At 44.8% G+C, this 21,128-nt stretch carries 18 protein-coding genes; 10 read left to right on the top strand and 8 right to left on the bottom strand.

Going from position 1 to position 21,128, the window contains the following annotated elements:
• Positions 1-28: 28 nt before the first annotated feature.
• The 6 genes from DYADSP32_RS08145 to DYADSP32_RS08120 all read left to right on the top strand — a co-directional run bounded on the left by DYADSP32_RS08145 (position 29) and on the right by DYADSP32_RS08120 (position 5,544).
• Positions 29-763 (top strand): response regulator, encoded by a 735-nt coding sequence (locus DYADSP32_RS08145; protein ID WP_149243190.1) that lies wholly within the window; start codon positions 29-31, stop codon positions 761-763.
• A gap of 200 nt (positions 764-963) precedes the next feature.
• Entirely contained in the window at positions 964-1,614 is a 651-nt protein-coding gene (locus tag DYADSP32_RS08140) for a DUF3298 domain-containing protein (protein ID WP_414617616.1), read from the top strand.
• 632 nt (positions 1,615-2,246) lie between these two features.
• Positions 2,247-2,756 (top strand): RNA polymerase sigma factor, encoded by a 510-nt coding sequence (locus DYADSP32_RS08135; RefSeq protein ID WP_149243192.1) that lies wholly within the window; start codon positions 2,247-2,249, stop codon positions 2,754-2,756.
• 12 nt (positions 2,757-2,768) lie between these two features.
• A complete protein-coding gene (locus DYADSP32_RS08130) occupies positions 2,769-3,335 on the top strand; it encodes a hypothetical protein (RefSeq protein WP_149243193.1) in 567 nt (188 codons plus the stop codon).
• A 71-nt stretch (positions 3,336-3,406) separates the two neighbouring features.
• Positions 3,407-4,306 carry a hypothetical protein gene (locus DYADSP32_RS08125; RefSeq protein ID WP_149243194.1) on the top strand — a complete coding sequence of 300 codons (900 nt, stop codon included), beginning with the start codon at positions 3,407-3,409 and terminating at the stop codon, positions 4,304-4,306.
• A gap of 26 nt (positions 4,307-4,332) precedes the next feature.
• On the top strand, positions 4,333-5,544 hold the full coding sequence (locus DYADSP32_RS08120) for a hypothetical protein (protein WP_149243195.1): 1,212 nt from the start codon (positions 4,333-4,335) through the stop codon (positions 5,542-5,544).
• Between the two features lie 40 nt (positions 5,545-5,584).
• On the opposite strand, the gene DYADSP32_RS08115 is transcribed toward DYADSP32_RS08120, so the two are convergent.
• Positions 5,585-6,427 carry a hypothetical protein gene (locus DYADSP32_RS08115; RefSeq protein WP_149243196.1) on the bottom strand — a complete coding sequence of 281 codons (843 nt, stop codon included), beginning with the start codon at positions 6,425-6,427 and terminating at the stop codon, positions 5,585-5,587.
• Between the two features lie 490 nt (positions 6,428-6,917).
• Here DYADSP32_RS08115 and DYADSP32_RS08110 point away from each other — a divergent pair, with 490 nt between their 5' ends.
• A complete protein-coding gene (locus tag DYADSP32_RS08110) occupies positions 6,918-7,667 on the top strand; it encodes a LytR/AlgR family response regulator transcription factor (RefSeq protein ID WP_149243197.1) in 750 nt (249 codons plus the stop codon).
• 66 nt (positions 7,668-7,733) lie between these two features.
• Here the strand turns inward: DYADSP32_RS08110 and DYADSP32_RS08105 are convergent, their stop codons facing one another.
• The 6 genes from DYADSP32_RS08105 to DYADSP32_RS08080 form a co-directional block, all read right to left on the bottom strand.
• Positions 7,734-10,616, bottom strand: coding sequence for a PVC-type heme-binding CxxCH protein (locus DYADSP32_RS08105; protein ID WP_149243198.1), 2,883 nt, complete (start codon positions 10,614-10,616; stop codon positions 7,734-7,736).
• 174 nt (positions 10,617-10,790) lie between these two features.
• On the bottom strand, positions 10,791-11,960 hold the full coding sequence (locus tag DYADSP32_RS08100; RefSeq protein ID WP_149243199.1) for a PQQ-dependent sugar dehydrogenase: 1,170 nt from the start codon (positions 11,958-11,960) through the stop codon (positions 10,791-10,793).
• A gap of 269 nt (positions 11,961-12,229) precedes the next feature.
• Complete coding sequence (locus DYADSP32_RS08095) at positions 12,230-12,817, bottom strand: hypothetical protein (protein ID WP_149243200.1); 588 nt, start codon at positions 12,815-12,817, stop codon at positions 12,230-12,232.
• A gap of 175 nt (positions 12,818-12,992) precedes the next feature.
• Complete coding sequence (locus DYADSP32_RS08090) at positions 12,993-14,225, bottom strand: ice-binding family protein (protein WP_414617615.1); 1,233 nt, start codon at positions 14,223-14,225, stop codon at positions 12,993-12,995.
• 486 nt (positions 14,226-14,711) lie between these two features.
• Complete coding sequence (locus tag DYADSP32_RS08085) at positions 14,712-15,125, bottom strand: hypothetical protein (protein ID WP_149243202.1); 414 nt, start codon at positions 15,123-15,125, stop codon at positions 14,712-14,714.
• 127 nt (positions 15,126-15,252) lie between these two features.
• On the bottom strand, positions 15,253-16,050 hold the full coding sequence (locus DYADSP32_RS08080) for an NIPSNAP family protein (RefSeq protein ID WP_149243203.1): 798 nt from the start codon (positions 16,048-16,050) through the stop codon (positions 15,253-15,255).
• Positions 16,051-16,503: 453 nt separating this feature from the next.
• Here DYADSP32_RS08080 and gdhA point away from each other — a divergent pair, with 453 nt between their 5' ends.
• The 3 genes from gdhA (at position 16,504) to DYADSP32_RS08065 (ending at position 19,290) form a co-directional block, all read left to right on the top strand.
• Positions 16,504-17,841, top strand: a complete 1,338-nt coding sequence (gdhA, locus tag DYADSP32_RS08075; protein WP_149243204.1) for an NADP-specific glutamate dehydrogenase — start codon at positions 16,504-16,506, stop codon at positions 17,839-17,841.
• Positions 17,842-18,441: 600 nt separating this feature from the next.
• On the top strand, positions 18,442-18,741 hold the full coding sequence (locus DYADSP32_RS08070; protein WP_149243205.1) for a hypothetical protein: 300 nt from the start codon (positions 18,442-18,444) through the stop codon (positions 18,739-18,741).
• Positions 18,742-18,810: 69 nt separating this feature from the next.
• A complete protein-coding gene (locus DYADSP32_RS08065) occupies positions 18,811-19,290 on the top strand; it encodes an Hsp20/alpha crystallin family protein (protein WP_149243206.1) in 480 nt (159 codons plus the stop codon).
• Between the two features lie 87 nt (positions 19,291-19,377).
• Here the strand turns inward: DYADSP32_RS08065 and DYADSP32_RS08060 are convergent, their stop codons facing one another.
• Entirely contained in the window at positions 19,378-20,805 is a 1,428-nt protein-coding gene (locus tag DYADSP32_RS08060; protein WP_414617614.1) for a fibronectin type III domain-containing protein, read from the bottom strand.
• Positions 20,806-21,128: the final 323 nt, after the last annotated feature.

The following is a 21,128-nucleotide window of genomic DNA, read 5'->3' as shown; positions in this document are numbered from 1 at the left end:
ATAAACTAAAATTAGCTATATCCCTGCCATGAGAACACTGATCATTGATGATGAACGTCTTGCCCGTAATGAACTGAAAAGGCTGCTTGAGCCATACACTAAAATTGAGATCATTGGTGAAGCAGCCAATGCGGAAGAGGCACTCGTGATGATTGACGACCTGCAGCCTGAGCTTCTTTTTCTTGATATCCAGATGCCAGGTAAAAACGGCTTTGAGCTGTTGTCATCCATTGAGGGTAAAACGCCGGAAGTGATTTTTACCACGGCCTACGACGAATACGCGATCAAAGCTTTTGAGTTTAACGCACTGGACTATCTGCTGAAACCGATCGATTCCGACCGTCTGAGGGATACTATTCAGCGTATTGAAGAAAATCAGTCACATCCGGAGCCGTCATCTGACGGTAATGAGCGCGCAGAGAAAGTGCTGGGCGAGAATGATCAGGTGTTTGTGAAGGATGGCGAGAAGTGCTGGTTTGTAAAGCTTGGCAAAATCCGTCTTTTCGAGTCCATGGGAAATTATGTTCGCCTGCATTTTGATGATCAGAAGCCTCTGGTGCTCAAATCGTTGAACAATCTGGAAGAGCGGCTTGACTCAAATACTTATTTCCGTGCGAATCGTAAACATATCATCAATCTGCAATGGATCGAAAAGATAGAGCCATGGTTTAGTGGCGGATTGCTGGTTACACTCAAAGGCGGAGACAAAATTGAAATTTCCAGACGGCAGGCCATACGTTTTAAGGAATTAATGAGTTTGTAATATAGTGGTTTGTTTTTTGTTCTTACTCCAACGTTATGTTTGCCCATTTTAAATATTTACCCCTTGTTCTTTTCATTTTTTTGTTTAGCTGTGATTCTTCCTCGAAAAAAGAGGTTCAGGACTCCAATACAGACTACCGGACCGGTCGGTTGGACATACAGAAATTTGGCGGCTGTGATAGTGTTAAAAATGAAGGAGTCATGGTAAGTATTCAGGTGTGGACGCCAGAGGGGGCCGGAAATGTGTCGGCCACGATTCAGGAGGAGATCAATAGTAAAGTGGTCGACCGCATTAATTCCTATTCTGATTCGGCCAGTATTTCTGCAAATCCTGATGCCAAATCCAGTGTAAAAGCTGCTTACGACGTTTTTGCAGGGAATTACCACGGTTTTAAGAAGCAGTTCCCCGATTCGCCCGGTTGCTGGGAAGTGGAGGTCACGGGCGATACTGTGATGGTTACCAGCCGTATGCTGCTCTATCAGTTTGATCACTACTCATTTACGGGAGGAGCTCATCCCAATAGTTTCAGGTCGTACCATATTTTTGATTTGGAAACTGGCACTGAAAAAGAAGCAAAATCATTCGTCACCGATTCCACTGCACTACTCAGAAAAGTGGAAGCGGCGTTTAGAAGAGAAGAAAAGCTGGATGAAAAGGTGGATCTGGAAGAATCCGGTTATTTTTTAGCGGATCACCAGTTTTTTGTTCCTGCCAATTATGCCTTTACAAGAAAGGGAGTGTTCTTTTATTACAATCCGTACGAAATAGCGGCCTATGCCCGTGGACCGATATCATTTACAATTCCTTATTCCGAACTTAAGGGTATTGTCAACGAAGACTTGATCTTCTGATGACCTCGCGACATCTTCTGCTATTCCTACCGCTGTACGTGTAAAACGTTAAACTACTCCCTTTGGTAAATTTCCTGAACTAGTCAATAAGTGGCTCAATCTTGCTGGGTTGTTTTATCAATTGGTATCAAATGTGGGGGGAGTGAAGAAGAAATTTGCCGTTCGGTTTATTCCTGATTTTCCTCCTTTAGAGATTCAGTTTTTCAATTAATGGTTTAGCCGGATACCTCAGTGACATATACAGATTTGTTGCGAATTCCGGAATTGCCCGGGAAGAAGGAAATTTTTGTTGTTTTATCCGTAACAGAAATTTTAGGTTGTAACGCAAAGCTCAATACCAGTAAAACATCTGCGATGATTTTTTAATGTTCTATTAGCTAATGGAATCTTTTGAAATAACCTGGATATACATTGCTCATTTATATAAGGAATCCTGGTAGGTATTTGTAGCTTTTATAAAAGGACGTTAAAACCATATCTGGTCTTACTTTACAGACAAAACTGTCATATCAAGACGATTATAATCGGCGGCAATATATCGCACCTGAGTTTTTTTTGATTTTTTACCTTTGCCATACAACCATTACGGCCCGGCAAGGCCTCTTTGATGCAAATAGCTTAAAAATCTTCTTATGACGCCGGAGGCGGATTTGATTTCAGGATGTCTTTTACAAGATCGTATCGCGCAGCGGCAGTTGTATGACCGGTACAAAAAGGCCATGTACACCCTGGCATGTCGGATCACGGGAGATTTTGACGATGCCAGCGAGGTATTACAGGATGCGTTTCTGGAAGTGTTCAGGCATCTGGATCAGTTCCGTGGTGACGCCAAACTGGGAGCCTGGATTAAACAGATTGTAATTCGAAAGTCCATAAAGAAAAAGCGAATACAGGGATGGCAGCAGGTGGATGAAGAGGAGGCGGGCACCGTGAACTGGGGGGAAGATGAGATCAACGTAGCGCATCTGGAAACTGCGATTTTCGCTCTGCCAGATGGTTTTCGGAGCATATTTGTGTTGGCAGAGATAGAAGGCTACACGCACCGGGAAATAGCCGGGATGCTCAACATTTCCGAAGGGACTTCGAAGTCTCAGCTGTTTCATGCAAAGCGAAAATTGCGCGCGATGCTCTCGTCACGATAACTTAAATTGAAAATGAAGCAGTCAGATAATTTAAATGAGGCACTTGCCAAATTGCCCGGCTACGAGCCTGAGGATAGATTGTGGAACGAAATTGAGAACAAGCTGGGTGAGCGATCACTGCGTGAAGCACTCCATCAATTGCAGGAGTACGAGCCTGCCGACGACCTCTGGGATGGGATTGAAAGTAGGAGCACGCCAAGAAGTAACGTGTTTTACAGGTGGTTGTCGGTGGCGGCGATGATTGCGCTGGTTTGTGGAACAGGACTATGGTTTCTTAGGGCTCCCGGTGGAGTTTCTTATACACAGGAGCTGCTGGACGCACGTTTACGGGCCGATTCTACGAGCAGCATCAATGATCAGTACATGAAAATTCGGGATTATTGTGAGGTGGAAACCACCGTTTGTAAAAGTGAAGATTTCAGACAGTTGAAAGAGGAATATGAAACACTTGATACTGCCACAACGCATCTGCTGCAGGCAATGGGTAATTACAATACGGATCCTGAGCTCGTGCGTCAGTTAACGATGTTAGAGCAGGGTAAAGCAAATGTGCTTTCTCAGATGGCTAAGCTCATTTAGCAGGCAATCCGCGACTTTGTGGTAAAAAGCGATAATCCAGACTGGTAGCTAAAATATTTAAGACTATAACCATGCAAAAAGAGCCATTGAGAAATAAGTCACTTTTATTTCTATTTCTTTTCCTGATTCAGAACGGCCTGACTTCTGCTTATGCCCAGGCAACCTTGCAGGTAGCTACTAAAACGTTTGAAAAGATGATCGGGGCGCCAACGGTTCGCAAGCTACATATCAACGCCGAAAAAGCAGATATTGAACTGGTAGCATGGGACAAGCCTGACATATCGGTGGTGCTTGAATTATCAGCACGGCATCCGGATAAAAACACGGCGACTCTGGATCTTGCTAAATTCCAGTATGTTGCGGACAGGAGTGGCAAGGATTATTACTTGCGGAATTTTATTGCACTGAATCAGGGGGAGGCCAAGCCATTGTCCAACCTGAAGGCCCGTTACGTCATTTCGCTTCCCGCAACTTGTGCCGTGGACCTGAAGAATACCTTTGGCACGATCCTGCTGAAAGGTATTACCAATAACGTTACGCTTAAAGCGGATTTCTGTACCACAAAGCTAACTGGCCTCAGAGGAAAAGGACAGTTGGAAACCTCATTCGGGGAGTTGAATGCAAGGGACGTTTCCGGCGGGTTCACTTTCGCAAGCGACCATACCAATATGCATCTGGAAGGGATCGGCGGCGCCATCAAAATGCATGCAGTCTACGGAAACGTTGAGATCTATCCCACTTCCGCCCTCACGAGCCTGGCCATCCAGTCCAAACGGGCGGCGGTGACGCTGCTCGCTAAAAACTGGCAACAATTTGACTACACCATCAATGGTGCCTACGCCACCATGAAACTCCCCAACGGGTTTAAATGGAAACGAAATACAGCAGATTTTAAGGACGCATTTTACTCCAGAAATAAGTCAGGCAATGTTCAGATCGATGCCGAGTTTGGGCATGTAACAGTTAAATGACACGACGGATCATCCATTTATTAGCCATGAAAATAGTTTTAGCCTATTTTGTTTTTTTGCTAAGCATTTCATCCACATTTGCCCAGGACACCACCCGGGTTCGTTACACCGAAGAAACTGATACCCTGATAAAGCAACGCTTCATCGACAGGTACGAAAATGTGTTTATGACTAAAGTGGCTACACGTCACATGCTTAAAGTTGGGGTGAGTCGCAATGCTTTCATCCCCAACTTTGAGTCTTCGGAGTTGTCCCATGAGATAGGCTACGAATATAAAGTTGCGCAAGCCTTTTCTCTTGGTCTGAACGCGACGGTGGATGGTTCTTTTTATTTCAATCCTGCTTTTAATGGCACGGTAGCGCTCAATACATACGGTCGCTGGTACTATGACATGAAACGTCGGATTAAAGAAGGGAAAAATGCAAACAATTTCAGCGGAAATTTCATTGCAGTCCTGGCTGAGAAACGGTGGCGGTATGTGCCTTATTCCCTCCCAGTCTTCAGAACGGGACTCGAATTTGGTGTGCAACGGCGATTTCTAAATTTTGGCAGACTTGAATTTGCAGTGGGGCTATCTTATCTCCACTACTCCTTTCCCAATATTGAGGGCGTCTCTTATTTCCAGAATGGCGATAAATCTGATATCACCTTGTCCACCCGATCTAATCTGGGACTGGCATTCGGCGACTGGAAGTCGTCGCATAACATTTCGAATTGTGAGATTTTGAATTGTGATGAGATTGTGCGGGAACAATGGAAGGTTTTATGGCCGGACATCAACATCGGTACCAGACTTGTACAGGGTGTTGTGGGTGTTGGTTATGAAAGAAAAATAGGCAGTAGTCCGTTTTCCCTGAATGGCCTGATTGTGGCTGATTATATTAAAAGTAAACAGAGCTACATGAATTATTATGCCCAAAATGCCCGGCACACTGTGGAGCTGAATCCAACCGTGCAGTTAAGATACTATTATTTGCAAAAGAGCAAGATACGCCAGGGTAGGGGTGGTAATAATCTTTCGGGGATATATCTGGGGCCACAGTTTGAATACGTGCGCCAGAAGGAAATTAATGGATCCGGTTTCTACAATCATTTGGGCACGGGTCTTACATATGGCTATCAGAAAACGCTTTTTGGCGATGTCTTTATTGATGTAAACGGAGCCGTCACGTGGAATATGTTGGATCGGAAAGAATTTCGAACTGCCCTGAGACTGGGTTTTGGATTGTCGTTGTAAGCCGGGAACGCTTTTGGGAAGTTTTGAAATAGATTAAATCTCAAAAATAGATCATAGCCATGGTACCGCAGATGGCTTTAACAAGCATTAATCCGTCGATAATAATAAGGTAGTAAAGCACCGACCTTCTGTTGTGCAGCGAATAGGCTACGAGTATCAGCAGGAGAAATGGTATCACATTCAAGGCAAGTTTCATGAGTGAAAATCCCCTGATGGCACCAAAGATCAGGAACGACATGACGCCAATGAGCGACAAAGGGATGATGATCTGAAAAATAGTTCTTCGTAATCCCACCTTGACAACGAATGTCTTCAGCTGCGCGTTGGAATCCATGGCATAATCCTTGATATCGAACATGATACAAAGAACGGATATGAACATGAAGTTTTTGATAAACAGAAAAGCCCCTACCGGATTTACCGAATAACCGGATGGCTCAACAATGTCATGAAAAAGAACAGGATAAACCGTTACCAGACCCGCCCAAATGAAGCCGATCACAAATGGTTTGAGCCAGCCTATACTTCGCAGATTATATTTTCCGGGCCAGGCATTTAATCCATAATAAAGAACTGCCGCCAACGGGAAAACGAGGATCAACAACCATTGGCTGGCGGAGATATGTAGAATGGAGCTGTAGTGTTTTTTGAATAGAAGTACTCCCGTAAAAAGCAACACAAAGGACAGCAACCACTGACTTCGCTGAACCAAAACACGATGTTGTTGATACCACAAGGTTCTCAGATTGTGGGTGGCCGATGTGCCATCCGATATGTAGGCAATCGTGTAATAAATCACACTGGCAACAAAGGTCGCAATAAAATACAACGGCTCGTTTAGCGGAAAGTCTTGCTGCAGAAGCGCCTCTACCGAAAGCGCCACTGCACAGATACCGTAAAAATAGTTGCCGAAAAATATAAATTTTATGATCTGTCCGATAGTAGCGAATGATTAGCCCCGGAGGCCGATCCGGATTATTTGCCGTTTACTCATAATAGTGCTAAAAAAATACAGGATTTGCAAAATAAGTAAGGCATTCGTTGCAAATTGTATCAAAATTGGTGGCCAGATTTCGGAGCCCGGTTCGAGTGAGACATCAGGCTTCAGTTCAGTTATTGCCCTGCCACCAGCTCGTGTTTAAATTCTAAACGGCTTCCGCTGCGTAATTATACTGTTCAGTTTTTTTTGCTCCTTTGTGTCTAAATTACTATTGATGAGCAATTTAAACCTGGTTCTGCACAAGGGACGTTGATTCAACCGTTTAGATTTATGATACTTAACAATTTGGTACTGGCCGGGTAGCTTGTGCAACCAGGCTGGTAAACAAAAACAAAGCGTTTGTAAAATACCTCTGTTTTTAACTCAACTATTAATGATAAAAGCTTTAATAATTGATGATGAATTGAAAGCAAGAAATGTTCTCAATCATTTTCTAACAAACTTCATTCCCGAAATATCCGAGATCAGGCAGGCGGCTTCTGTGGGAGAGGCCATCGGGGTGCTTGATAATTATCAACCAGGTATTGTTTTTCTTGATGTGGAAATGCCGCATCAGAACGGCTTCGATTTTCTGATGACCCTCAAAGCTCCCTCCTTTGATATCATCTTTACAACTGCTTACAACCAGTATGCCATACAGGCCCTGCGGTTCAGCGCACTGGATTACCTGTTGAAACCGCTGGATCCAGATGAGCTTAAGGTGGCCGTAGAGCGCCATTTGAACAAGCAGAAGACGGTCCGTGAAAAGCAACAACTGTATGACAACCTCGTACAAAATATTGAGAAAAAGGAAGTGAAGGATTTTCGGCTGGCGGTACCATCCAGTGAGGGCGTTTATTTTTTCACACTCGACGAAATACTTCGCCTTGAAGCGGATCGCAATTATACACTGATCCATTTAATAGGAAAGAGGCCGTTCGTGGCTAGCAAGACCCTGAAGCACTTTGAGGAAATGCTGGAAGAGTTCCACTTCATCAGAACGCATAAATCTCATCTGGTCAATCCCAAACACGTTACCAGGCTTACGCATAACAATGAGTTTGTACTGCTCTCCGACGGCTCCAAAGTGGAGATTTCCCGAAGAAAGAAGGAGGAAGTCCAGAAACAATTGAATATCCGGTGAAGGAACTGGGTGCCTGGGGTCAGCAATGAAACATCGCGCTCCGTCACGATGCTAAATTCACGGCAATCAGGGATCGACTTTGCCCAGCGCTTTTTCTATCAACCTCAGATTTTCATGGGTTTCGGGTGAGTGATGCAATTTTCCCAGCTTGTTGTTAAGGTCTTTCAGCACCTTTTTAGATTCCTCTGTGTCAATTGCCGCAATTCGCTGGATCATGTAGGGTAAAATCTTGGGTAGTTTGGCCCTTTCCGCGATTTCTAAGGCGCGTTTCATATCCAGAGCGGCCAGCGGCTCCGCGGCGTACCAGACCATCAGCGGGATATTGTGATCTCCCTGATCTTCGGATTTCTGTGCCAGCGCATCTACCACGTCCCACCGTTGCGACGCGTCCAGTCGGTTCATGGCTGCTGCCAGATACAATCTCACCAGTGGTGAATTATCATTTTTGGCCAGATCAACAAATTGTTTCATGGTTTCCGGAGAAGCAGTCTTGTTCTCTGTCAAAAGTTGAATGGCCCAACTTCTTACATATTCGCTGTTATTGATCAGCAGGTCATTTAAGTCCTTTTCTGAAAGCCCTTTGGTGACGTGCAATGCCCACAGTGCGCGAAGTTTTCGGGTTTCATCCGGATTTTTTGCGAGAATCACCTTTAAGGCTTTATGGACTTTTTTGTTAGGACCGCGTTCCTGCAACAGGGTTCTGGCTTGGCGTACATACCATTCATTGGAATGCAGCTGAAAATCAACCAGTTCCTGATCTGTTGCTTTGGATAAATCTACTTTCACCCATTTGTCATTCTCGTGGGTAATTTTGAAAATTCTTCCCAACGTTTTATCGTGTACATCGGGGTTGGCGCTGTGGCATTGATTTTTGTCATACCAATCTATCGCAAATACGGAACCGCTGGCATCGTATTTCATATTCAACCATTGAGACCACGAGTCGTTCATGGCCAGAAAGTCACTTTTATGGGAAGCCACATAGCCGGAACCGTTTCTTTCAAAATGGTCTACATTGAGTCGTGCGCCGTTGATGTTGTTCATGAAAATCTCATTTCTGTACTCCTTAGGCCAGCTATCCCCGCCCAGATAAATCATTGCACCTGCGTGTGCATGTCCGCCACCGGCTGCCGCTGACCTGAAATTGCCTGCATGCGGTCCCCGCTCACCTAGCCAGTGCCGGTGATCGGCGATGGTTTTGATATCGTCGTAGGTAAACGGGTTGAAGTGTTTACCGGCCTGGCGCTGATAGCGGGCATTTTGGATCACATGATACATGTGAGGAATTACACAGACCGTGATGAACGGGTGGCCATAATCGTTGAAATCGATTCCCCAGGGATTGCTGGAACCTTCGGCGTACACCTCGAACTCATGTGTGGTGGGATGAAACCGCCATATACCTCCATTTATTTTTTTTCTTTCTGCGTCAGTTGCGCCCGGCTTGCCTACGTTGGAGTGCGTAAACACCCCATGCGTACCGTAAATCCAGCCATCGGGTCCCCAGCGCAGATTGTTGAGAACTTCATGTGTGTCCTGCACACCCCATCCATCCAGCAGCTTTTGCGGCGAGCCGGCGGGCTTGTCGGTCTTGGGATCAACCGGTATAAAAAGGAGATAGGGTGCAGCGCCCAGCCAAACACCTCCCATTCCGATTTCGATGCCACTTACCAGATTGAGTCCTTCGGCGAATACTTTTCTCTTATCAAGCGTGCCATTGCCATCTGTATCTTCCAAAATCAGGATACGGTCTCTGCCCTGTCCTTCCGGAGCGGGCACGGGGTAGGTATGTCCTTCTACTACCCACAGCCGGCCCTTAGAATCGATCGTAAAGCTGATCGGGCGAATGATATCAGGCTCAGCGGCGGCGAGGGTAACCTTGAATCCTTTCGGCGGCGTCATCGCTTTCGCTGCTTCGATACCCGAAAGTCCTGCATTGAGAACAGGATCCAGCGGGGGGAGTATGATGATGTCCTTTTGTTTCAGTTCGTTCGGGAAGTTCGGTCGGGTAGGGTAGAAGAGAAAGTTGTCAAAATTAATGTGGGCCCACTTATCGTTTGCTATGTACGGTATCTGAGAAACTCCGGTTTCATTATCCACGATGCGAATAAAGATTTCCTGGTTCAGGTAAGTTCCAAGCTCTACTACGGCTGGCTGTAGCGTGGCTCGTCCCTGTCCGGTGATCTGATAAATGACTTTATTCGTGGATGCCTGTACAATTTCGACCCGTGTATCCAACAGGGCACCTCCCGAAACCCGGAATGCGGCAAATGGCTGTGTTACCTTAAAGGGCACTGAGCTAAGTGTACCGGTAAGTTTGTAATTGACATTCCCACCACTGCTCAGAAAATACCTCCCCTCAAAACCGATGCTCATGTCTTTTTCATGAACCGGGGACGGATCTGCAGAGACGAGTGGATTTGTAAATGCATCTCCTGATGCTGTCCAGTCCTTTAATGTTCCGGATTCAAAGTTGAGATTGAGCGGCTGTCCGTCTTTCATCGGGAGCTGACCGGCAATGACTGATTCGGTAAGATTTCCTTCCACCACTTCAAAATTACCCACCATGCCAGCGGCACGATGCCCGGGAACGGTGCAGTAATAGGTGTCGCTTTGATTGGCTTTGAAGGTGATACTAGTGCTTGCCCCTTTTTCAATGATTGTCTTACTTTTGATGCCCAGTTTTTCCAAACCGATGTCGTGTGTCATAAGCTCCCCATTGGTTATTGTGATACGAACACGGTCGCCCTTGTTGGCTTTTAAGGTTGGATTTCGGGTGCCGTCTTTAAAAAAGAATCCCAGCATAGTTGCTTCCAGTGCATATTCCCGGTCAAATTTTACAGTATCGGTTTGTAATGGGGCCAGTGCGGCACTGATTTTCGTATCAGGAACCTGGGGGGAGATCAGTCCAACAAAAACCAGCGGGACAAGTAAACGAAACAGGTGCATATCAGCAATGGGATGAAATTTGACAGTACTAAGGGCAGATCAAGAACAAAAGTAATTTTATTTCGAATTATTATAATAAAATCAGGAAAATTCTTCAGCTGTCAGATAGCCGCTGACTTTCACCTTGATTCCATCCTGAATGCATAAATAGAGAAATCAACACGGAAGCACTGGCTATTTCGTTAACGATAGTATTTTGCCTGAACCATGATCACAGATATAGAGCTCATTGCTGGCATCAACACCGAATGCCGATATGGAGCCAACCCGGTCGGTAAGGATCTCATTCCGGACTACTTTTCCATCTTTTGTTTCCAGGGCGAAAATTCTGCCGCTCACATAATCTCCAAAAATGTACTTGCCAGCCAGCGTCGGCATTTTTTTGCCGCGGTACACCAATCCGCCCGTGATGGAATGCTCACCATTCGCCTGGGGCATATCGAGAATAGGATCTATAAATTCAGATTCATTACAATCTCTTCCCGGCTTATAGCAATCGATACTTTCCTTTCTCCGCCAGCCGTAATTGCCTCCTTTTACGATCACATCTATTTCCTCACGTTTATTTTGTCCTACATCTCCTGCCCATAGCGTATTGGTTTCATGGTCAAAACTGATTCGCCATGGGTTTCTTAGACCGTATGCATAAATTTCCTCGGTAAAGCCCTCCTTGTTTCCTGCGAAGGGATTATCCGCTGGAATTCCATAGTAACCTTTTCCAGTGTTGTTGACATCCACCCGGAGTATTTTTCCTAACATGGAGCGTTTGTTCTGACCATTGTTATTTGGATCGCCCCAGCTCCCGCCGTCACCCGTAGAAATATACAGGAGGCCATCTTTGCCAAATTTCAGAGCACCTCCATTGTGATTATCGTAGGGTTGCTCAAAGCTGAATAATATCGTTTCGGAAGCGGGATCGGCTACATCAGCGCCTGGCGCGTTTGCTTTGTAACGGGCTATCACGGTTTCTAATCGCTGCGGGGTTTTTCGCATATAATTCAGGAAAAAGAAACCGTTGTTCTTAAAATCCGGATGGAAGGCAAGACCTAGCAGCCCGGCTTCTCCGCCATAGCTCACCCTGGTTTTGATATCTAAAAAAGTTGCGGCCGATTTTGAGCCCGGATCATTTTTGAACACCCGGATCACGCCTTTCTGCTCCAGCACGAATAGTCGTCCCGACCCGTCATTGGCGTGGGTGAAGTCCACCGGGTTTTCAAATGTAAGATGGGGGAACGCATCCCTCGTTTTCCATTGTCCCTGCCGAACAACCGTATCACGGACGAAGGAACTGGCGGTGATCAGGAGGCAAATGATGACTACGTACCTTCGGTTACGAGTGCGCATGGTGCAACTGGTTAAGGAGATCAGATTAATTTAGCCCGCAGGATGCATGAGGACTGTGATGCTAATGCGTCGTCGGGGGCGTAATAAAATTCAGAAATTTAATTTTAAAAATTCCTATGGCAACAAAGAAATAAGTTCAGGTTTCCTGTTTTTGCCAACCAGCTTATCGTATCCGGTTGAACCTGCGTGGCTGTTTTTTTGCCTCATGGCGGTAAGGCCGCCTCAGTGGACTGAAACTGCCCCGATTGTTACTTCCCATAAGTTTGTTGTCAGAGCGCTGAACTCACCAGTTTTACAATACTTCCAAGTTGTTTTGATGCTGCCGTTGCTGCCACTTTCCCAGCAACACCTTTTTTATCCACTTCGCCGGAAGTTTTTGATGCTTCTCCAAGCAACTTGTTCAGGCTGGTTTGCTGGTCGGATCCCAGAATCGACGAACCGGCTTTGATAAGTCCCAGGCTGCTTGTCAGACTTGCTGCATTGCCCAGTAATCCTGATTCGCCTTTGCCCAGAAGGCCGCTTATCCGGTTAGACCCGATCAGCATTTTTACAGCATTGATAGCCTTGCCCAGTATCCCCGATTGCAGTTTGCCCGCCGAGACCAGCGGTATCATTGATTTCAGCGATCCTACCTTGCTTAGAAGCTTATCTTTTAGCGCTCCGTTCGAACTTTTGGCCTCTGTTTCAATAGCAGCAGTACCCTCGGTGAGTGCCTGGGCCGTACCAGCGTGGTCCCCCTTCTCGAACAAGGCCATTGCTTTGTCCAATAGTCCCGTTGTCGATTTATCCTGAGCAGAGGCCTTGGGGGCGATCATTAAAAAAACCAAAGCGACTAAAAGTAATACGTAGTTTTTCATGTCCTGTTTAATTTAGCTAAAGATACAGGATGCAAATTAAGGATAACGAAGCGAAGATTTCAGATTTTACAACCATATCATAAATTATAAGAAAGGGCTTGAGTTTTGAAGCAGATTGGGGCGCAGATCTTTATGATCTGCGCCCCAATCTGCTTAGCTGCATCTTTAATGTTCTCTACTGTTTCAGCATTTTTAATTTTTTAACTTGCCCACTGGCGTCTGTAATTTGTACTACGTACAGGCCGGCAGCAAATGAACGGGTATCGATTTTCTTAGATATGTCATTTATTCCATTTCGTTTTTGGTCATATATTACACGTCCATTCAAGTCGTTGAATTGAATTCTTTCTATAAGTTCATGATTATCAGTGCTTATATTCACTTCTGATATGGCTGGATTGGGAAACATGGCCATTCCGTTTGCCTGGTTTACTTCGATGCTACGGATACGGCTATACGCAAATGAGTCGTCCAGGTCAATCATTTTCAACCGGTAGAAATTCATGCCCTGCAGTGCTTTGGCAGCGTAAGTATAGGAAGATAGCTCGCTCGTCTCACCATGTGATTTTACACTTCCCAAAAGTGTCCACTGTTTCCCGTTAGCGCTGTTTTCAATTTCAAAGCGATCGCTGTTGGTTTCCTGAGTAGTGGTCCAGAAAAGAGAAACATCCTGGTTCTCACCTCTTTTTAGTTCAAAGCTGGTCAATGTGACTGGAAGTGGTGCTGGCAAATTACCAACAATGCTGCTATTCACTGTAATTGCTCCTGTCGGGGTTAGCGCTCTTCCATATAGGGATGAAGTAGCGAAGAGCGTGATGGCGCCACTGGACACCACGGTGCCCTGAAAAACAGATAAGGCATTCAGATTTACCGCCCCGTCCACCTGAAAATATACATTGGCCAGCTGTGTTCCGTTTAGTAAAACGATACGTGCTGAGGGGGCTAGTGTTAATGCACCGCCAATTTTAATGATGAATTCGGCGGATGGGTCAAGCTCAGCATCCAGTATCAGGTCGCCTGTGATTGTTGTGGCCTCACCTATGCAGTATATGCCAGCATCCAAAGTCGTGGGACCGTTCAAAGGACTTGTTAGCGTATTTTCGCACGTACCTAAACCGGGGAAAGGTATGTAATTGGCTACTAATTCATTTTGCGCTGCAATGGATACGGAATTGTTGATGTGAGCAGTGCCCGTGAAAACAGACCCTGGCGTAAAACCAGCATAAGCCCCGGCGTTGTTGGTACCTATTGTGCCGTTTACCACAGAGGTACCGCTGTTAGTCAAAGCCCCGGTACCGGTAAACAATGTAAATATTGACGCATTGGCCCCCAGATCTGGGATGTTTTGTCCCGAGACCATTACGGGCACGGCAAAAAGGATGGCAAGTAAAAGTAGTATGTTTTTCATAATGAGCTTGAATGTGTGTATGAATAAATTCATGCACAGGGTGAAAATGTTAGAATTATTTGATTGATTTTGAGTGGCTTAACGTTCAGCGATCTCAAGACCAGAATTTGATTCAAATGGAAATGTTAAATAATCACAATCCGTTGCGGTGCAGGTTTCACGTTTAGCGCAGTAGGCTATTGGCAATGTGAAGGAGCAACCAAATCATGAAATAAAAATGATGATGGTGACGAAGTAAAACTAGTACTACAATTATTGTTCCCCTTTAATGACAAGGGGATACGGCTTTATTTCGAGATAATATTCCCCATTAGGGGAATGTTGTGAAACCAGGTGGGAAGGGTAACTATTGTAGAAGAAACAGCAGTAAAATGGACTGATCGTTTTTTTCTTGCTGGAGTGTATTTAGTCGCTATTTTTCATAAAATATGGACAATCAGCATTTTATATAATTATATTGAAGAAAAGTCGCTAATAATGAAATTCTTACGCAACTTCCGGAGCAATTCGCGCTACAAGATCCTGAATTGTAATCTGCTGAACCTGTACATATTCTGCAACAGAGCCCTTCACATTTTGAACTGAAATCCTGTTCTCACTGAGATATATAAATGAAACGGTTGATTTAGGCTGGCCAATGTTGAAAACTTTTGAACCGAACTCCGGGTATGATTCAATTAAGTTTTGGAGTATATCCGTACTGTGAAACTCAAGGCATTTTAGAACAAAGCGATTACTATCACCGTCCACATTCAGGTAAAGCAAATAGGGGCGGCTGGCTTTTAGAGAAAAGTAAAAGTTAAACCTAAGATGCTTGGCAAAATAGCCTGACAATTGCAGCTCGGAGGATTCAGGAAAATATGATTTTATCTCACTGCGGATGAGGTCGATTGCTTCCATGCTTATTGTTGTAAAGGATGTCAGAATTGTCAGTTAAACAAATATACCGATCAGCCAGTGAAATTTCAACGGTTTACATGGTTTTCCAGAGCTATTTCATTGGTTTTTATCCTTTATTCTTAGTATTTCACAAATCCGAATATTCGGTAGGCGTTAAAAAGAAAATCGTATTTTTCGAAACGTTGTTAGCGTATTGGCTATCGGCCTTAAGCTTAATCCATTCGGGTGAGGCGAAGAAGGTTTTCCAATGTGCGTCGCGGGAGGCCTTGTCGGAGAAGGTTGTCATGTACATAAGGTTTGGCATCTGGCTACCGGCTACAACCTGCCCATAAAAAACGCCATTAAAGCCCAGTTTGGTAAACAGATCAAGTATGCCTCCCTCGTTAAACATCCTAATTTTATTGTGATGAAATTTTTCTGTATAAGCCTCGTAACTTCTTAATTCATAGATTCTTTCGCTCCTTGGGTTGGTTAGTTTGGTGGGGGTCAACACCGGTGCGCCTTCAAAGGCTTGCATGATAATGGATTCAAAACGCGAATAGGGTGGGTTATTGAAAGCGGCATCAATATAATCCTTCCCGGCAGACAGGTAAGCGGCATCTTTGGCCAGCTGTTTGGGTAGGGACAGCAACTGTTCCTGAGTGGACATTGGTATGAGAACGTAGACCTTTTTGCCATAAGCGGCGGTGTCAGCCGCTATTGGTTTGAATACGCCGATATTTTTTAATCCGAGCCGGTGCAAGGCTGGCAAATAGGCATCACGCAAATAATGCTCGACCCTTGTTTCCTGGTCTGCATCCCTCACCGTATATATTCTAAGCTCATAGAACTGACGTTTTGAGGGTGTAGCAAAGGTCATTTCTGCAAACAGATTGAAAAGCAATGCGCAGAGCAGGCCTGCTCTGCAAAGATTTTTGATTTTCATAATGAACTGGTTAATGTGAGCATACCAATAAGGCATAAGCCCTACCGGTTTACCCGATCAGGCAGGAAATTGGGTCGATGTTAAAAATTATTCACGGACGATTGATCAGGATTTTTGAAAGGCTGTGCTGTACCGGGTCACGCGCTTTTCGTCATAGTCAACATGATAATTACAAAAAAAATTTTGCCAACTTTTGCAAAGTTATTAAACCAGAAATCTAATCATTGTCTCGATTTTATAGAATACCGGTTTATATTCTAACTCAATTTGGCAAGATTGAAATGGTAGTGGTATAAATGGGTTTCTTTTTCAACCAAGCAAATGAATCTGCTCTGAACTCTCGTATTACATTGTGTGCCAAATCCACGCGTATTATTGACCGTCTACGTTATCTTCGTCACCGTAGACCTTGCTCTATAATTAAAAATACATTCCTTCTAAACCAATTTGAAAGTGGATTCCATACAAGCATTCATGTCCAGGGTAATCAGTCGCAACCCGGGCGAAAACGAATTTCATCAGGCGGTTCATGAAGTGGCCGAAACAATTATTCCCTTTGCCGAAACCAGGCCTGTTTACAAGAAGGCCAAAATACTAGAGCGGATTGTTGAACCTGAGCGGGTCATTATTTTCCGTGTTCCCTGGATGACCGATCAGGGTGAAATTGAAGTTAATCGGGGCTATCGTGTTCAGATGAATAGTGCTATCGGTCCATACAAAGGAGGCTTGCGGTTTCATCCTTCGGTTAACATGAGCACACTGAAATTTCTCGCATTTGAACAAATATTCAAAAATAGTCTGACGCAGCTGCCTATGGGAGGGGGAAAGGGAGGCGCCGATTTTGACCCGAAAGGAAAGTCTGACCGGGAAGTCATGATGTTTTGTCAGAGTTTCATGACTGAGCTGTTCCGGCACATCAGTTCTGACAACGATATTCCGGCTGGTGACATCGGTGTGGGAGCGAGGGAAATAGGTTATCTGTTTGGGCAATACAAACGACTTAAAAATGAATTCACCGGGGTGTTAACGGGTAAAGGAGCGAGTTACGGCGGAAGTCTGATCCGCCCCGAAGCCACCGGCTATGGGGTTGTTTATTTTGTGGAACAAATGTTGAAGTTGCGTAAGAGTAGCATTAAGGGGAAGACCATTGTTATTTCCGGCTCGGGCAACGTGGCGCAGTATACACTCGAAAAGTGTTTGGAATTGGGTGCAAAAGTGGTGACGCTTTCGGATTCGGGCGGGTATATTTATGATGAAAAAGGCATTGATGCAGAGAAGTTCGCTTACATCATGCATTTGAAAAATGAATCCCGGGGTCGGATCAAATCTTATGCGGACAAATTTGGTTGTACCTACGTAGAAGGTAAAAGACCCTGGGAGGTGCCCTGCGACATCGCTTTACCCAATGCTACTCAAAATGAACTCAATGAGGAAGATGCCAAATTGCTCATAAAAAATGGTTGCATGTGTGTGGCAGAAGGCGCAAATATGCCCTGCACCCCGGAGGCAATTGCCGTGTTTGAGAATAACGATATTCTTTATTCACCCGGGAAAGCCGCTAACGCCGGTGGGGTGGCGGTGTCAGGACTCGAAATGTCGCAGAACTCACTGCGACTTTCATGGAGCCGCGAGGAAGTGGATCATAAACTGCAGGAAATTATGTTCAACATCCATGCGACCTGTACGAAATACGGTTACAAGCCTGATGGTCGTTTGAGTTATGTACAAGGTGCTAACATTGGCGGGTTCGTACGTGTGGCTGATGCGATGCTGGCTCAGGGCATTGTATAAATTTTGTTAACATTAGTTTATTATTCCTGACTTTTAACGCCCTGGTTGCGGGGTGTTAAAAGTTTCTAATCGTTTTTGGCCCAACAGTTCAATCACTATGGCCTTCTTCCTCAAATATTAACGGACCTTTCTGTTCAGCGGCTCCAAAACATAAGTACTTCCTTTCCCGGCAATCGGTTTTCTTTCCATGGAATAGGGATAACCTATATCTTGTATAACGACACCTCTGTCGGATCTTTCCATTTATATATCAGCAGCTTTTTTCATGTTCGTCAGGGCGGCATATTGATTTTAGCTGATCAGAATATCTGCGCACCCTGGTGATAAGATTAAATGACTGGGTTCTTCTTTTTACACGCTTAATAATTTTAAAAAGGATTATATCTAATTGAATTTCAGTTAACTATAATTGTTTGGAGCTCGTTTATTATCACATTTTATCCTTTGAGAAAAAATACTTTAAAAACTTTAAAGTAAAACCAAAGGGCTGTACGTCTACCATTGAAACCGGATTATTAGAAAAAACAATTCCGGAACCGGTTAAAGTAAATAGTTAAATCAAACGTCATCTAAAAAAAGTAAACATTAAAAACAGAAAACATGAAAAATAACTTTCGTTTTATATTTCCCCGTCTGGTTGGAGCAACCGTAATCGTGGGTCTGGCCTCGTTGATCCTGGTCACTTTGTTCAAATTGTTAATCGGTATTATGCTCGTTGGGGGTGTAGTGATGCTCGTGAAAAGAATGGTCGGCAGACCTGCTCACGGCCTGGGTCCGGGACAATATGCACGATTTTCAAATAGTGGATACGGTTATCATCAGGGACACAACCAATGGGCCGGCCCGATCTCTGTGGATGGAAACAACAAGCGCTCAGAGACCATTGTTCCAATCAATTAACTAATATGCCCTGATCCGTTCAGGGATAAATACCAGTTCAATTTTTTAAATCAAATAATCAAAAAAGTCATGAACAACCAACAAGCAACAACAGACAATCAAAGTCAGCAAGGATATGGATACAGAGGTCGCGGCTGCGGGCCATTTAGCAAAATGTTCTCTGGTAAAGGCCCTTTTAGTGGCAGGGGGCCATGGGGCGGGGCATTCGGCGGGCCGTTCGGTAACCGCAAGGCGGCCAACATAGAAGAAACCGATTCGTTTTTCCGAATTTCACTTTATGCAGCCGGGCTGGTCAAAAGCAATTTTAAGATTTCGGTGAGAAACGACGTATTAACCATTGCCTATAACGCACCCGAAGCAGATCAGGCAGATGGCAGCAAGTTTGCTTACCAGGAATACCAGCCCACATCCTTCGAGCGCTCTTTCCAATTAAATGGCAAAGTGCTGACCGACAGCATCCGTGCAGAATATACGGATGGCGTGATGATTGTAACAATGCCTAAAAACCCGGATACGAACAAGCCGGCTCAGGAGGTAAACGTAAACTAAGGTTTCTTAGGGTCACACGATGGAGCACAGCCTGGCAGTTATGTCGGGCTGTGCTCTTTGTAAACGGGTCTACATCAATACACTCGTTTACTCTATTCCTTTCCTTTTTTTATAAGCTTTAAAACGTTCGTTGTATTCTTTAAGCTGCTCTTCTTTAAGACCCTTTTTCATTCGCTCGGGTATTTCTGCCCGTTCCGGGGCCTTTATTCTCGAAGAAAGATCCACCAACTGGTTTATTCCTTTTTTGTTTTTGTTCAAATCGAATGCGTCATAAAGCGCTCCGCTAACTGTATAGGCCTGGTACGAGAGCTTATCTTCTGATATGGTGATCGTTTGGTAGAGTTGTGTATTTACCGCCGCGCGGTCCATCCAGTCCTGCGGAATGAGTCCGGACATTTTTGGTCCGCTCACAGAAATTACGTAGACCGGCCCGTCGGGTCTTTTTCGGTTTTGCCCAAGCGGTATATTTACGCCACGCGCGTAAGTGTGTTCATGTCCCTGTAAGGCGATGTCGACCTTGTATTTTCTATATAATCCGTCCAGTTTTTTACGCCAGTCGTCGGACTTTCTTGAGTTGTTGGAAGAAAGCACAGGGTGATGATGGGTCACCACAGTCCAGCGGTTGGTATTGTCTTTAAGTACTTTTTCAAGCCACACCAATTGTTTGTTCATCACTGCTGAATCCTGCAAACCGGCCTCCGTATCAAATGAGATAAACCGGATTCCCTGGTAGTCGAGGTAGTATGCCGTCTCTTTTAAGCCTTCCGGACCGTTTTCGGGCAAGGCAAACTGTGGACGCCAGTGTGAAGATAATTTTCTGATCTCCGTTCCGTCATTGACATACTCGTGGTTGCCTGTTGAAGGAAGGTTGGCAACCATCCCGTTGACCCAGCCACCTGCCTCAAACCATTCACCCCATTCGGAATCGGTGTAGGAGTGATTCACCAGATCGCCCGCGTGAATGATCAGGTCTGCTTTGGGCATTTTGGAATACGCACCCCGTATAGCGCGTGACCACATCGAACGAATGTCATTCTGTGCATCACCAAAATAGAGTATGGATACGGGTTCGTTTTGGTCAGATGCGGTGGTGAATTGAAACCACTCGCTCCAGAAAGCACCATCGCCAACTCTGTAAACATATTTTGTTGCAGGTTTCAGGTCGGTAAAATTGACTTCATGAAAAATCACCTGATGCCCATCAAGCGTAACTTTTTGGCTGAAAGCTTTTACGATTGTTGCATTGGATTGAAAATCAGGCGACGCATCGCCTTCATGAATCGCCGCTATGGCGTTCGTAATGGTGGAGTCCGTACGCCAGTTCACCGCCTGCGTGTACGCCGGGTCACCCTTGAAGCCTAATATTACACGGTCGGGAAAAGATGATGCGGGGTAAGATTTATTCTTTTGGGCGAATGCCGTGGAGCATAATAGTAGCAGGAGCGCCAGCGGTTTCAGCTTATTTTGGGTAAAAACGTGGATGTTCATTGGGTATGCCAAGACGATTTTATACATGAAATACTTGTCATTTGGGAATAGGGCTAGTTTAGTGTCAGATTAAGGTGCAAGTAAGTCAGACGAAAATTTAATTTATCGCATTCATCAGTAACTTGTTTTATATAGTGCAGGGGCTCCTTAAATAGGATGAGGTTCCTGATTAAGGCGGAATTGGTAGCCATCATAAAAACTTTTCGGTTCGTATAGGTGCAGGATTGCATTTATGCAGTCATTACATTAAGGGCGAATCTACCATTGAATAGTCCTTCTCATTCTCAAAAACGTAATGTGACAATGATGACTGAAAAACCCCAGTTAAATCTGAAGGTTTAAAGGGCTGT

Origin of the sequence: Dyadobacter sp. 32 (assembly GCF_902506755.1) — a bacterium.
In the GTDB taxonomy this organism is placed as follows: domain Bacteria; phylum Bacteroidota; class Bacteroidia; order Cytophagales; family Spirosomataceae; genus Dyadobacter.
Note: the sequence above shows the minus strand (reverse complement) of the source record. Positions and strands in the feature narration are given on the sequence as shown.